The sequence below is a fragment of the Bacillus sp. AY2-1 genome, assembly GCF_008368965.1.
In the GTDB taxonomy this organism is placed as follows: Bacteria; Bacillota; Bacilli; order Bacillales; family Bacillaceae_G; genus Bacillus_A; species Bacillus_A thuringiensis_S.
The window spans coordinates 20458-33168 of sequence record NZ_QPEL01000078.1 but is presented as its reverse complement, the minus strand read 5'-3'; the positions used below and the strand labels follow the sequence as shown (position 1 = coordinate 33168).

The window sequence follows — 12711 nt, the reverse complement described above, 5'->3', positions numbered from 1 at the left end:
TTAGAAAAAATAAAAACCACTTCAAGTAAATGAAATGGTCTCTGGAGAAACAAGAGATAGAAAAATAAACCGATACAATCGGCTTTTTCTTTCGCTTGTCTCTGTCCTTTTACCTGAGAGATTATCCGCTAAAGTAGCGGATTTGCTCCTTCGGTGCTCGTTTTCCTCCACGCTCTATAAAAGCGAGAGGGAGTCTCTCCAGAGATTCGTCCCCATGCAGTTCTACTTGTAACCAAGACCTGAGAGTTTCAAAGTTGGTATAACAACTTTTTGCCCCGTCGGTAGATCAATAGACCTTCTCCTGAATGGTTCATCCGAATTATAAAATTTACAAACACATTGATTGTAAATCAATAAAAATATTATAGACAGACAAATTGTAAATTGCAATCATTTTTTATTTTAAAATAGTAAATAGTTTTATTTTTTTGTAAGTCCTAATTTATCTTCAACTTCATTTAAAGTAGATAAAGCGATGACAATATGTTGATCCGCAAGTCCTAAAGCTTGTTTTGTTTTTTCAATAGTTTCATTGGTTGGAGTAGAGTTATTTGCTCCGTCTATAATCAAATTTGCTGCATTTTTCATGAAATTTGATGCGGATTTAAACTGAGTTGTGAATTGAAGTAGTTGTTTTTGTATATCTATATCTGTTATGTTTTCTTCAATTTTAAGTGTGTCTATTTCGTTCATAATTGTTTCATACTGCTTGGAAACGGCATTCATTGTAACTAATAGTTTATTTCGATCTACTGAATCTCCATTCGTGTTAATCTCTTCCCAGGCAGGCAACCAATCTTTTTCAATGATTTCATTATAATTAGTAGTCAATTCATTAATTTTAGGTTGTAATTTCGTTTTGAAAGTTTTTGTATCCGCTGTTTCTACAGGTGCTTTTTCGTTGTTATTTTTAACATTAGTAACGTAGAAAATTGTACCGAAAATGATGAAAATAGAAATAATAACTGTCCATTTAGTAAAAAGTAATTTCTGCAATATGTAACGCCTCCAAAATTTAAAAACTTATAATTATAATATATAACAATAATGTTGTTTGGAGTAGAGAAAATAGGTTGGAAATGATTTAAATTATGTCTTTTCTATACATAAATAATTAAATTTAGTAAAATGATGAAAGTTATATGTGAGAAAAGAGGGTTTTTAGTGAAAATGAATAGAAGAAAACTAGTTTCAAGTATTTCAATGGCTATGTTATTAGTTGGTGTAATTGCATTCATATTTATGAATAAAGAATCTAAAATTAAAGGTTTTCCAGTACCAATGTCAGCAATTCATATTAACGATGATAAGGAAGAGGATTATCAATATATAAGTGTAATGCCAATTACAAAGGCGAGTGGATGGGAGAACTTAGGGGAAAACGGGCATACTGTTAGTTTTAAAAAGGGGGAGCGGAAGGTAACTGTATTACATTATCCAGGAGAAATTACGTATTATTTGTTTGAAAAATAATTGATGATAAAAGAGATAGGGAGTAGATGATAATGTAAGATTGTTTACTTTCTATCTTTTTTGGATTTTAATTCTGAATTGTTTGAATTAAAATTATTATGCGTATAGTATAAAATAATATGTTTTATTGAATGATATAGATAATTGGTAATACATAATAATGTTATGTAAACTATAAGCGGGGTAAGAAAGCAAAGCAAGAGATTTTAATTTTTATATTTTAGATGTATTTTTACACGGTAAGTATTCCAATAATCAACTTACAACATTTACGGAGGGCATCAAACTTTGAATAAGTAATGGAGTTGATAACAAAATAAATTAACGTTTGTGTATATGGAAAAATAGAAAGTATGGCGAGTGGGAAATGGATCGAATCATAAGGGGGAATTAAAAATGTTACTAAAAACAATCTACTGTAAGGTGGAAGAAGAGAAAAAAGAATTGTTTTCCAGTGCGCAAGAAAAATGGCGTGATATACAACACCTAGATGGTTTTCATGGACAATTTGGTGGATGGAATGAAGATGAGGCATGTGTATTTACTTTATGGGAAGATAGAAGTGTATATCAATCATTTATGAATGGAGCTCACGATACAATTTATTTAAATAGTAATCAAGAGGATACGTTTCTTTCATGTGAAATTGAATTATTTCAAACGTTGTATGATATAACTGATATGCATTTGAAAGACGTTGTAATAGAGGGGGCATTCGTAAGAGTTGCTATATGTGATGTAAAGTTGGAAAAGGAAAAGTATTTTTTACATAAGCAAGAAACAATTTGGAATAAAGGAATGGAAAAAGCAAAAGGAATGCTAGGTGGAGTAGTTGGGAAGTCTTTAAAAAATGAAAATCGTTACATAGTGTTAACGTATTGGAAAGATGAAATAGCGCACCAACATTATGTGGAAGAGATTTTCCCAGATTTATATAAATTAGCTAATATTCATGAAGATATAGAAAAGATACAAGGAAAACAAGCTGTATGTAAGGAAGAATGGCTTGTATATTAAACGCTGAAAAAGTGCATAAATGATTGTATAATAACGATATTTTCTTATAAACAAGTAATTAATAGAAGACGTTATATACCCTTTCATGTTAATATATTTAAGTTATAATAGGAGGCTTACCCTTTTGTATTGTACGGTAGAAGCAGTGTGAGCTTGAAATTTTTTTAGAAAAGGATGTGCCTAATTTGCGTATCAATAAATTTATTAGTGAAGCTGGAAAAGCGTCTCGACGTGGAGCGGATAAACTAATTAATGAGAGAAGAGTAATTATTAACGGTAAGGTTGCAAAAATTGGTGACCAAGTGAACCCAGGTGATGATGTACGAGTAAATGGAGAGCAGCTTCGAATTGCTCGAGATCACGTATATATCGCTTTAAATAAACCAGTAGGTATTACATGTACGAGTGAAAAAGCTGTAAAAGGTAATATTATCGATTTAGTGAACCATCCTTTACGAATTAGTCACATTGGACGTCTTGATAAAGACTCAGACGGTTTAATTTTATTAACGAATGATGGTGATATTGTTAATGAAATTTTACGTGCTGAAAACAAACATGAGAAAGAATATATCGTTTCAGTAGATAAGCCAATTACACCTGATTTCTTAGAGAAAATGGCAGCGGGTGTTAAAATTTTAGGAACAAAAACGCTTCCTTGTGAGGTTACACAGTTATCAAAATATGAGTTCCAAATTATTTTAACACAAGGGCTAAATCGTCAAATTCGCCGTATGTGTGAAGCTTTAGGTTATCAAGTATACACGTTAAAACGTACGAGAATTATGAATATCGAATTGAATAATTTACCAGTTGGGCAGTGGAGAGATTTAACGAAGAAAGAGAAAAGACGTCTATTTGCAGACTTAAATTACGAACCACAAGATTGGTAAAATTGTGAAGTGAAACCAAAAAAATTTGGTTTCACTTTTTTAATTAAATAAATAATTTTTTTAAACACTTGCAAAAATAAAATGAATAAGATATATTAAATAACAATAAATGGATGTTTTACAAAAAGCAAAGAAAAGGACACGAGTTATTTTACCCGGTTATACAGAGAAGGAAGGAAAGCTGAGAACTTCCAAACGCAGAAAAATAACTTACCACCTTAGAGCTGCACTAGGGAAATTAAGTATCTAGTGCCGTGTATGCGACGTTATCGCAAAAGAAGCCATTATGTTTTTTGTGATGGGAATCTGGGTGGAACCACGGATATAAGCATATTCGTCCCTATATTTAGGGATGAATATGCTTTTTTGCATTCAATTTCATAATAAGCGAAGAAAAGGACACGAGTTATTTTACCCGGTTATACAGAGAAGGAAGGAAAGCTGAGAACTTCCAAACGCAGAAAAATAACTTACCACCTTAGAGCTGCACTGGGGAAATTAAGTATCTAGTGCCGTATAAACGACGTTACCGTAAAAGAAGCCATTGTATGTTTACAATGGGAATCTGGGTGGAACCACGGGTATAAGCACGCTCGTCCCTATTTTAGGGATGAGTGTGCTTTTTATTATGAAATGGAGAGATGAAAAATGAAAGAACAAATGATTGAAATTAAATTTCCAGATGGTAGCGTGAAAGAATTTGTAAATGGAGTTACTTTAGAAGAAATTGCTGGATCCATTAGCAGTAGTTTGAAAAAGAAAGCAGTCGCGGGGAAAGTAAATGATGGATTATATGATTTACGCCGAAATATTGAAGAAAATGCGGAAGTGGAAATCATTACTATAGATTCAAATGAAGGTGTAGAAATTGCAAAACACTCTGCGGCACATATTTTAGCGCAAGCTGTAAAAAGATTGTATGGTGATATAAATCTTGGAGTAGGGCCTGTTATTGAAAATGGATTTTATTATGATATGGATCTTCCAAGTAGTGTAAACATAGAAGATTTACGAAAAATTGAAAAAGAAATGAAAAAGATTATAAATGAAAATATAAAGATAGAACGAGTTGAGGTTTCTCGAGAAGAAGCAGCTAAGCTGTTTCAAGAAATAGATGATAGTTTGAAATTAGAACTTTTAGAAGCAATTCCTAGTGGAGAAAGTGTAACACTATATAAACAAGGTGAATTTGTAGATTTATGTAGAGGACCACATTTACCATCTACAGGTTATTTGAAAGCATTTCAATTAACTCACGTTTCCGGTGCATATTGGCGAGGTGATAGTAATAACCAAGTGCTTCAGCGTATATATGGTGTTGCATTCTCTTCTCAAAAAGAATTAGAAGAGTATTTACATTTCGTTGAAGAAGCAGCAAAAAGAAATCATCGTAAGTTGGGAAGTGAGCTTGAGTTATTTATGTTTTCTGAAGAGGCTCCGGGAATGCCGTTTTATTTACCGAAAGGACAAATTATTCGAAACGAATTGGAAGCATTTTTAAGAGAAATTCAAAAAGAGTACAATTATCAAGAAGTACGCACTCCGTTCATGATGAACCAAGAAGTATGGGAGAGATCAGGGCACTGGGGACATTATAAAGATAATATGTATTTCTCTGAAGTAGATAATAAAAGTTTTGCATTAAAACCGATGAACTGCCCAGGGCACATGCTTATGTTTAAAAATAAATTGCATTCTTATCGTGAATTACCGATTCGTATGTGTGAATTTGGTCAAGTACATCGTCATGAATTTAGTGGTGCGTTAAACGGATTATTAAGAGTACGTACTTTCTGCCAAGATGATGCACATTTATTTGTAACTCCAAAACAAATTGAAGAGGAAATTAAATCCGTAATGGCGCAAATTGATTACGTATATAAAACTTTTGGATTCGAATATGAAGTAGAGCTTTCTACTCGTCCAGAAGATTCAATGGGTGATGATAAATTATGGGAGCAAGCAGAAGCAGCATTAGAAAATGTATTACAATCGCTAAATTATAAATATAGACTAAATGAAGGTGACGGTGCATTTTACGGGCCGAAAATTGATTTTCATATTAAAGATGCTTTAAATAGAAGTCACCAGTGCGGAACAATCCAGCTTGATTTCCAAATGCCAGAGAAATTTGATTTAAATTATATAGATGAAAATAATGATAAGAAAAGACCAGTTGTTATTCACAGGGCAGTTTTAGGGTCATTAGATCGCTTCTTAGCAATATTAATTGAGCACTTTGGAGGTGCGTTCCCGGCATGGGTGGCACCAGTTCAAGTGAAAATAGTTCCGGTTTCAAATGCAGTACATGAACAATATTGCAGTGAGGTTGCACATAAATTAGCACAAGCTGGAGTTCGTGTTGAACAGGATGCACGAGATGAAAAATTAGGATATAAAATAAGAGAAGCACAAATGCAAAAAGTACCGTATGTTCTTGTTATTGGGGATAAGGAAATGGAAAGCGGAGCTGTAAATGTACGTAAATATGGGGAAGAGAAGTCAGAAGTTGTTGCGCTAGATGTATTTGTGGCAAGGATTGAAGAGGAAATAAAGAATAGAGAATATTGATTGTAAAGAAAACACACTATTAAAAATTAGTGTGTTTTCTTTTTTATCTTACAAAAATGTAAGGTAAATGTAAGCGAAATCGAGGGAACGAGTTGTAGAAAAATGAGAATATGAAGTAGGAAATAGGTTCATGTTACGGATGTAACTCTTATTGAATGCATAATTAAAAAATTCTTAAGAATTCACATGACAAAATAATAAGAAATATGTGAGAAATTGATTTTATACAAAAGGGATGGAGTGAAAGAGATGTCAACAAATGTAGTTACTGTAGAAAGTGTAGAAAAAACGTATGGGAAAAGAAATGAGAATCAGTCAAAAGCATTAAGGGGCGTATCGTTAAGTATTAAAGAAGGAGAATTTGTCGGGATTATGGGGCCTTCTGGATCTGGAAAAACGACTTTACTTAATGTGATAAGTACACTTGACCAGGCGACAGGTGGTAGTGTGACGATAGCTGGAACAAATATTACTTCTATGAAAGGTAATGCATTATCAGATTTTCGATCTCAAAAATTAGGTTTTATCTTTCAAGATTTTAACTTACTAGAAAATTTATCAATTTATGAAAATATCGCTTTACCACTTTCTTTGCAAGGCGTACCGTCCAGTGAGATTACTGGAAAGGTAAATGACGTTGCAAAAAAATTAGGCATCACTGAAATTTTAACAAAATATCCGACTGCTGTTTCTGGAGGACAAAAACAAAGAACAGCGGCGGCAAGAGCTTTAGTACATAATCCGGCAATTGTATTAGCAGATGAACCGACAGGAGCGCTTGATAGTAAAAACGCAAAAAGTTTATTAGAAGCGATGCAAGATTTACATGAAAATCACAATGTAAGTATTTTAATGGTTACACACGATGCATTTAGTGCAAGTTATTGTGAGCGTATTTTATTTATTCAAGATGGTCTTCTTTATAAAGAATTAAATCGTCAAGGCACTCGAGAGAATTTCTATCAAGACATTTTAGGTGTGCTCGCTCATATGGGCTCAGCTGCTGAGTCTAAGTAGGGGGCGAAACTATGTTATTTAAATTATCACGTCATAGTATGAAAAAGATGTTAAAAGATTATATGGTTTTACTTATTGGTCTCGTTATTAGTATTAGTATTTTCTACATGTTCCAAACGATGGCGATGAATAGTGAATTTACGAAAGATAATAGCCTAATTAGTAGTATTAGACTCGTCTTTTGGGTAGGTGCAATACTATTATCTTTCATTACTGTATTTTATATTATATATGCCAACTCTTTCTTGCTCACGTTAAGAAGAAAAGAACTCGGTATGTACATGATGCTTGGTGCGAAAAAGAAAAAAGTAGCACAGTTATTATTTATTGAAACATTCGGTATGGGGATTGTAAGTATTATTATCGGTATTGTAGTAGGGATGTTACTTGCAAGTGTAGCAGGAAACTTTTTAATGAATGGAATGGAAATTTCAGCAAAAGGTAGTTACGCATCTGTATACACACCAGCAATTTTAGTTACAGCTATTTTCTTCTTAATACTATTTTTCATTACTGGCTTAATGAACAGCGTCCGATTGTTACGTAAAACTGAACTAGAGTTAATTCGTGAAGATGAAACACTAGATGAAGTGAAGAAAAGTAAAACTCGCATTATTATAATGACAGTACTTGGTGTATTACTGGTAAGTACAGGGTACTATTTTATGATCAATGTAAAAATATATGCTGAATTAGGTTTTATTATAGCAACCATCGTTACAACACTTGGAACATATTTTATCTTTAGTTCATTACTCCCATTTTTTGTGATGAAAATTAAAGGGAATAAAAAACGAAATGAAATTGGTCTAAATAGTTTTACATATGCACAGCTACGCTTTCGAGTAAATAGTTTATCGAGAGTATTAGGTACTGTAGCGATGTTAATTGCATTAGGAGCAGGTGCGATGACTGCAGGTATGGCGTTCCAAAAAAATGTAGGTATTATGACAGACTTTTCTCGTGTATATGATGTTGTAATTCATGATCCGAATGATCAAGACAAAGCGGCCTTGAAAGAAATGGAAATTGTTGAAGAGAGCAATTACAAATATAAAGTAGATGGAGAAGCGGTTTATTATTTACGTAACGACTTAACTGCGAAACCACCACTTGTTTCAGACCATTTTGATACAAAAACTTTAAAAGAGCCTGTTCGTAAACGTGTGACTGAACCTTTAACTGAACCTTTAACTGAACCTGTATATTCAGCTTTAGAGGCTCCTGAATTAGCAAAATTCCCTCAAATGCCAAAGGATTGGGAAGACGCAGTTGTAAGAGAGATACAAATTACGCATAATCAATTTAGCGGAAAACCAGTAAGAATTGCAGACGAAGAGCATTATAAAGGGATTCAAGGAACAGAACACACTGTAACATTAGCAAAAGTAGATGATATGAAAAAATATAAACCGTTATTGATCGAAATAGACAAGAGACAAAAAGAACAAATTGAAAAAGCAACAGGTGCAAAGGTAGACTTATTTACGAAAATGACAATTTATCAGTTTATGAACAGCTTCATGAGCGGAACAATGTTTATGGGATTTTTCCTCGGAATTGCCTTTTTAGCAATGATGGCGAGTTCCCTTATGTTCAAAATATTAACAGGTGCTTCTCGTGATGTACGCCGTTATGAAATGTTACGAAAAATCGGCGTAAGACGTAGTATGTTAACGAAAAGTATATATAAAGAAATTTCATATTTATTTATCTTCCCAGCAATCATTGGCATCTCTCACGTTTTAGTGGGGCTTAACTTATTCAGCTTTATATTAGTTGATCCGTTTGTAAAAGTGTGGGTGCCAATAGGAATCTTCTTAGTCATTTATTTCATCTATTACTGGATAACTGTTCAACTTTATAAAGGGATGGTAATGCCGAAAGAAGAGGTAGCTAAATAGTTTATGAAAAGAGTCCTTGTTTTGAAAATAGGGCTCTTTTTATGTTTTTTATAAAGAAGGAAAAGATTGGTAATGGTCGAAAAACATAATGTTATTTCCAATAAATTACTAAAATGATAATGTTTTATTAAGAGAAACGACCCGAAGTATGAAAGAAATGCTACAGTTATTTCGAAACAAAGTGTATGCACGTTTTTTCTAGGGAATATTTTAGAGCGACTTAGTTCTATGATTGCTGGAATTATTCTTTCTATAGAGAGATAGAAAGAATAAAAAAGATAGCTGAAGACAAATTGTTTTCAGCTATCTTTTTTGTTTAATTTAGTGATGTCCAGCTAGTAGAGTAAACGCTATTATTAGGAGAAAACCACTAGTTGCCCACATTAGAAATGTAAGGAAAGAGAGCTGTTTCTTAGCTTTCCAAAGCATTTCATGAATTGTGACATATCCAAGTGAACCAATAGCACTTCCCATAATGAGGCCTTGCAGGTGAAGAGCTTTTCCTTCCATCAAAATTCCAAAAACCGTACCAGTACCGAGAATAAGAGAAAGTAATAAAGTCGTTAATAAAAAGGAAATATATTTATGCTTTGTAAAAAGAAATGGAATAATTAAAGCTAATCCTTCTGGAATATGGTGCACGACGATTGCTATTAAAAAGGGAATGGCAGAGTCATTATGATTTATAAAAGCTGTACCTAACGCAAATCCACTAGGTATATTATGAATAAATATAGCGAAAGAGAGAAAAAGGAAGGTTTGCCATGCTTGTTGATCTTTTTTATGTATCATTGGATGATGACAATAGTTATCTAATAAGCTCATAACTAAAATACCGATGGCTATACCAAGTATAGGCCCAATTATTTCATAGCTTGAAAATGTTTCAGGGATAATTTCAAGTGATAATAACCCGAATAAAATACCACCACATAATGCGTATAAACGATGCATCTTTTCTTCAATGAGTTGGCGTGTTGCTACTCCAACAGCACCACCTAACAGTAATCCACCGAACGAAAAAAATGTTACAATCATTGGGATCCATAAACGTTCCATAGTATCACACTCCGATTCTATTCCCTTATTTTTAGCTTACGAAAAATTAAGTTGGATTAGTCCAAGTAATTGTGTTTGAGTATAGAGAAAAAAGTAGTGATTCGTTATAATTTATATATTAAATTTAAGTGAGAAAATGAAAAGGGGAATTGGTTATGCAACAAATTAAAAAAATAGGAAACTCATTTTGGTATATGACACCAGTTTCTGAAACGGATAGACCTATATTAGGAATGGTTGTTGGAAAAGAAAAAACTTTAATGATTGATGCAGGGAATTCAGAAGAACATGCACAATTATTTTTAGAAATGTTAAAAGAACAAAATGTATCGAATCCTGATTTTGTAGCACTAACGCATTGGCATTGGGATCATATTTTTGGATTATCTGTATTACGGAATGCATTAACTATTTCGCACGCTGAAACGAAAAAAGAAATGCAGGCAATAGTATCTTATGAATGGACAGATGAAGCGTTGGACGCACGCGTAAAAGAGGGTACTGAAATTGAATTTTGTGCGGATTGCATCAAGAAAGAGTTTGAAGAAAAAGCGAGAAATATTAACATTATTCCTCCAACCTTAACGTTCCAGGATCAAATAGAATTAGACCTTGGTGAAGTGACCTGCGTGTTAAAACATGTGGGCGGAGATCATGCACATGATTCTGTTGTTATGTACATAAAAGAAGAAAAGATATTGTTTTTAGGAGACTGTATATATGCAGATATTTTTTCTTCGAAGTGGAACTATACGACGAAAAGAACGTTTAAATTGATAGATGAATTAGAGAAATTTGATGCTGAGACATATATTCTTTCTCATGGGGAAGCGATAAATCGAGAGGAGTTTTTACAAGAGATTCGTATGTTAAAAACAGTAGGAACTTATACAGAAATTCATAAAGGCGATGAAGAGAAGATAAAGGCAGTGTATAAACAAGAACTAGATAGGGAATTAAATGAAGATGAGTTAGAAACAATAACGTATTTTGTCAATGGTTATGAAATGGTTAACCTGTAAAACATAGCTCTAATCAAATAGCATTATACTGCACAAAAAGAGTATTGAAATTTAATTCAATACTCTTTTAAATATTAAGTTCCAAGCAATTTCTAAATTTTTTGGCTGGTTCATCATCTGGATTTATACCACTTTCAAAACTGGTAGTGAAAGGTAACCACTGCCAATCTTCGCATCCTACAAAAGCTACTCTTGACCAATTCTCAATGAATTCAATGAAATTATTCGCAATCTTATACCCATGTCCTTCTCCATCGTCGTGGCTTAGGTAAATTATCGGAGCATCTATATCATCTTTCATATCAAATGCTAAATAATCTCCATTTCCCACTTCACAAAATGCTAATTTGTTGTGCCAAACTACATCATATTCATCATCTAGATTTGAAAAAACCTCGTCAACCAAGTCTTTACGTTCTTTTTCGAATTCAGAAAGACTTTCTAAACTCCAGTGGGGTGTTCCGCAAAAAATATCAGTAAATTCATTTGGTAGCTCTACATCGTCAGGTAAAAACCAGCGTAAGCTAAAATTTCCTGAGAACTCTAAAAGTACTTTTTTGAAGCTATTTGGTAGTTTAATACCCAGTTTTTCTTCTACTTGGATTATTTGTTCAAGGGAAGATGGTTCATCTATACAAACTTCTTGAACTTCACCACCTATGTATTTAATTCTAGAAGTTATAATTTCTATTCGTTCTTTTAGTAACTCATAATCCATCTTATCACCTCATGTTATATTAATTAAAGTATATCATTCTTAATAAATTTTTTCGTGTTATTGAGGTTTTAAGTAGCAGCTTTTTTAGCTAATTTAGTAATATATTCAAAGAAAACATCGTGTTTTACATCGTAAACGACATTTACAGGTCGTCCATTAGCAGTTTCCTCTGTACGTCCTTGGCTTGGTCCGTATGTATGAACGATACTATTAATCGTTTCAGTTTTTGCAAGGTTAGTGTTTCCGACAAGCGCGGTAGTTAGTACATCCCATAAATAGTAAGTAGAGTTCGTTGAGAAGTGAACGAGAGGGGGGACCATTGCATAGCATTGACCAAGGAAATCCATACCAATATACTTTCGTTCTTTTGCCCACTGTTCACGTATGTTTATAGTTAACGGAACTTGGTTTGTACTTTCTAGTGTCACTAAGTCGATTTTAATTTTTGCATCCCATACACGAGCCACTGCTTCAGGGTCCCAAAACGAATTCCACTCAGCTGTTCCATCATGCTCTGGTTCATGTACATTGCCTGCTGTAAGAAATGTACCACCCATCCAAACGAGACGTTCAATTTTATCTTCGATTATGGGAGCTTCATATAATGCACGAGCAAGGTCAGTTAGGGGCCCAGTAAATAATAAAGTTGTTTTTCCTTCCGTTTGTAGAAGCGTTTCTATTAAATGATGATGCGCGGGTTTTGTCACCACGGGTGTTACAACTTTTCCAGACTCATTTAAAATTGGTAGAGCATCTACATAAAATGCATGCATCCGCCAGTCTTTTGGAAACGGGTTTTGCCCGCGAGAGTTTGAAGCGGCTACTGCAATATTACCTTTGCCGAAGCGATCGATAATTTTACGACTGGCAGACATTGCGGGTTCTAAATAGCAGTCTGCTGGGATAACAGATACACCGGTAAGCTCAACGTTTTCCATTTGAAGTAATAAAAATAATGAAATTAAATCATCTACGCCGCCATCATGATTGAAGTACACTTTTTTCTTCATTGTAATCTCCATCCTATATGATTTAGT

At 33.5% G+C, this 12711-nt stretch carries 11 protein-coding genes, 1 pseudogene, 1 riboswitch and 2 other annotated features; of the genes and pseudogenes, 8 read left to right on the top strand and 4 right to left on the bottom strand.

Annotated features, from left to right (window positions below; all coding sequences use genetic code 11):
• Positions 1-91: 91 nt before the first annotated feature.
• A riboswitch (glycine riboswitch) is annotated at positions 92-212 on the bottom strand.
• Positions 213-420: 208 nt separating this feature from the next.
• Positions 421-996, bottom strand: a complete 576-nt coding sequence (locus tag DN403_RS19540) for a hypothetical protein (RefSeq protein WP_001170866.1) — start codon at positions 994-996, stop codon at positions 421-423.
• Between the two features lie 132 nt (positions 997-1128).
• Here DN403_RS19540 and DN403_RS19535 point away from each other — a divergent pair, with 132 nt between their 5' ends.
• The 7 genes and pseudogenes from DN403_RS19535 to DN403_RS19505 form a co-directional block, all read left to right on the top strand.
• Positions 1129-1473, top strand: coding sequence for a hypothetical protein (locus DN403_RS19535; RefSeq protein WP_003278183.1), 345 nt, complete (start codon positions 1129-1131; stop codon positions 1471-1473).
• Positions 1474-1869: 396 nt separating this feature from the next.
• Positions 1870-2490: a YdbC family protein gene (locus DN403_RS19530; protein ID WP_098437212.1), complete on the top strand. Its 621-nt coding sequence runs from the start codon at positions 1870-1872 to the stop codon at positions 2488-2490.
• A gap of 185 nt (positions 2491-2675) precedes the next feature.
• The gene (gene rluF / locus DN403_RS19525) at positions 2676-3383 is read left to right on the top strand and encodes a 23S rRNA pseudouridine(2604) synthase RluF (RefSeq protein WP_001222162.1); all 708 of its coding nucleotides are present in this window, start codon (positions 2676-2678) and stop codon (positions 3381-3383) included.
• A gap of 121 nt (positions 3384-3504) precedes the next feature.
• Positions 3505-3728, top strand: a binding site (T-box leader).
• Positions 3729-3764: 36 nt separating this feature from the next.
• Positions 3765-3987 (top strand) — a binding site (T-box leader).
• Between the two features lie 44 nt (positions 3988-4031).
• A complete protein-coding gene (gene thrS, locus DN403_RS19520; RefSeq protein WP_098437213.1) occupies positions 4032-5954 on the top strand; it encodes a threonine--tRNA ligase in 1923 nt (640 codons plus the stop codon).
• A 249-nt stretch (positions 5955-6203) separates the two neighbouring features.
• Entirely contained in the window at positions 6204-6971 is a 768-nt protein-coding gene (locus DN403_RS19515; RefSeq protein ID WP_000106426.1) for an ABC transporter ATP-binding protein, read from the top strand.
• Positions 6972-6982: 11 nt separating this feature from the next.
• On the top strand, positions 6983-8875 hold the full coding sequence (locus DN403_RS19510; protein WP_149185687.1) for an FtsX-like permease family protein: 1893 nt from the start codon (positions 6983-6985) through the stop codon (positions 8873-8875).
• Between the two features lie 148 nt (positions 8876-9023).
• Positions 9024-9124, top strand: a pseudogene (locus DN403_RS19505) (MFS transporter); the annotation flags it as partial.
• 72 nt (positions 9125-9196) lie between these two features.
• Here DN403_RS19505 and DN403_RS19500 read toward each other — a convergent pair.
• Positions 9197-9934 carry a ZIP family metal transporter gene (locus DN403_RS19500; RefSeq protein ID WP_000440612.1) on the bottom strand — a complete coding sequence of 246 codons (738 nt, stop codon included), beginning with the start codon at positions 9932-9934 and terminating at the stop codon, positions 9197-9199.
• Between the two features lie 155 nt (positions 9935-10089).
• Here DN403_RS19500 and DN403_RS19495 point away from each other — a divergent pair, with 155 nt between their 5' ends.
• On the top strand, positions 10090-10956 hold the full coding sequence (locus tag DN403_RS19495) for an MBL fold metallo-hydrolase (RefSeq protein ID WP_098437214.1): 867 nt from the start codon (positions 10090-10092) through the stop codon (positions 10954-10956).
• Positions 10957-11023: 67 nt separating this feature from the next.
• Here DN403_RS19495 and DN403_RS19490 read toward each other — a convergent pair whose 3' ends face one another.
• Together DN403_RS19490 and DN403_RS19485 are read right to left on the bottom strand one after the other, a co-directional pair.
• Entirely contained in the window at positions 11024-11674 is a 651-nt protein-coding gene (locus tag DN403_RS19490; protein ID WP_098437215.1) for an SMI1/KNR4 family protein, read from the bottom strand.
• Positions 11675-11742: 68 nt separating this feature from the next.
• Complete coding sequence (locus DN403_RS19485) at positions 11743-12696, bottom strand: nucleoside hydrolase (RefSeq protein ID WP_003278193.1); 954 nt, start codon at positions 12694-12696, stop codon at positions 11743-11745.
• Between the last annotated feature and the right edge of the window lie 15 nt (positions 12697-12711).

What these genes read in the sequence shown, in the direction of transcription:
- thrS (WP_098437213.1), top strand. Translation starts at nt 4,032, where the DNA reads ATGAAAGAACAAATGATTGAAATTAAATTTCCAGATGGTAGCGTGAAA.
- DN403_RS19495 (WP_098437214.1), top strand. Translation starts at nt 10,090, where the DNA reads ATGCAACAAATTAAAAAAATAGGAAACTCATTTTGGTATATGACACCA.
- DN403_RS19510 (WP_149185687.1), top strand. Translation starts at nt 6,983, where the DNA reads ATGTTATTTAAATTATCACGTCATAGTATGAAAAAGATGTTAAAAGAT.
- DN403_RS19515 (WP_000106426.1), top strand. Translation starts at nt 6,204, where the DNA reads ATGTCAACAAATGTAGTTACTGTAGAAAGTGTAGAAAAAACGTATGGG.
- DN403_RS19530 (WP_098437212.1), top strand. Translation starts at nt 1,870, where the DNA reads ATGTTACTAAAAACAATCTACTGTAAGGTGGAAGAAGAGAAAAAAGAA.
- DN403_RS19500 (WP_000440612.1), bottom strand. Translation starts at nt 9,934, where the DNA reads ATGGAACGTTTATGGATCCCAATGATTGTAACATTTTTTTCGTTCGGT.
- DN403_RS19490 (WP_098437215.1), bottom strand. Translation starts at nt 11,674, where the DNA reads ATGGATTATGAGTTACTAAAAGAACGAATAGAAATTATAACTTCTAGA.
- DN403_RS19485 (WP_003278193.1), bottom strand. Translation starts at nt 12,696, where the DNA reads ATGGAGATTACAATGAAGAAAAAAGTGTACTTCAATCATGATGGCGGC.
- DN403_RS19535 (WP_003278183.1), top strand. Translation starts at nt 1,129, where the DNA reads ATGATGAAAGTTATATGTGAGAAAAGAGGGTTTTTAGTGAAAATGAAT.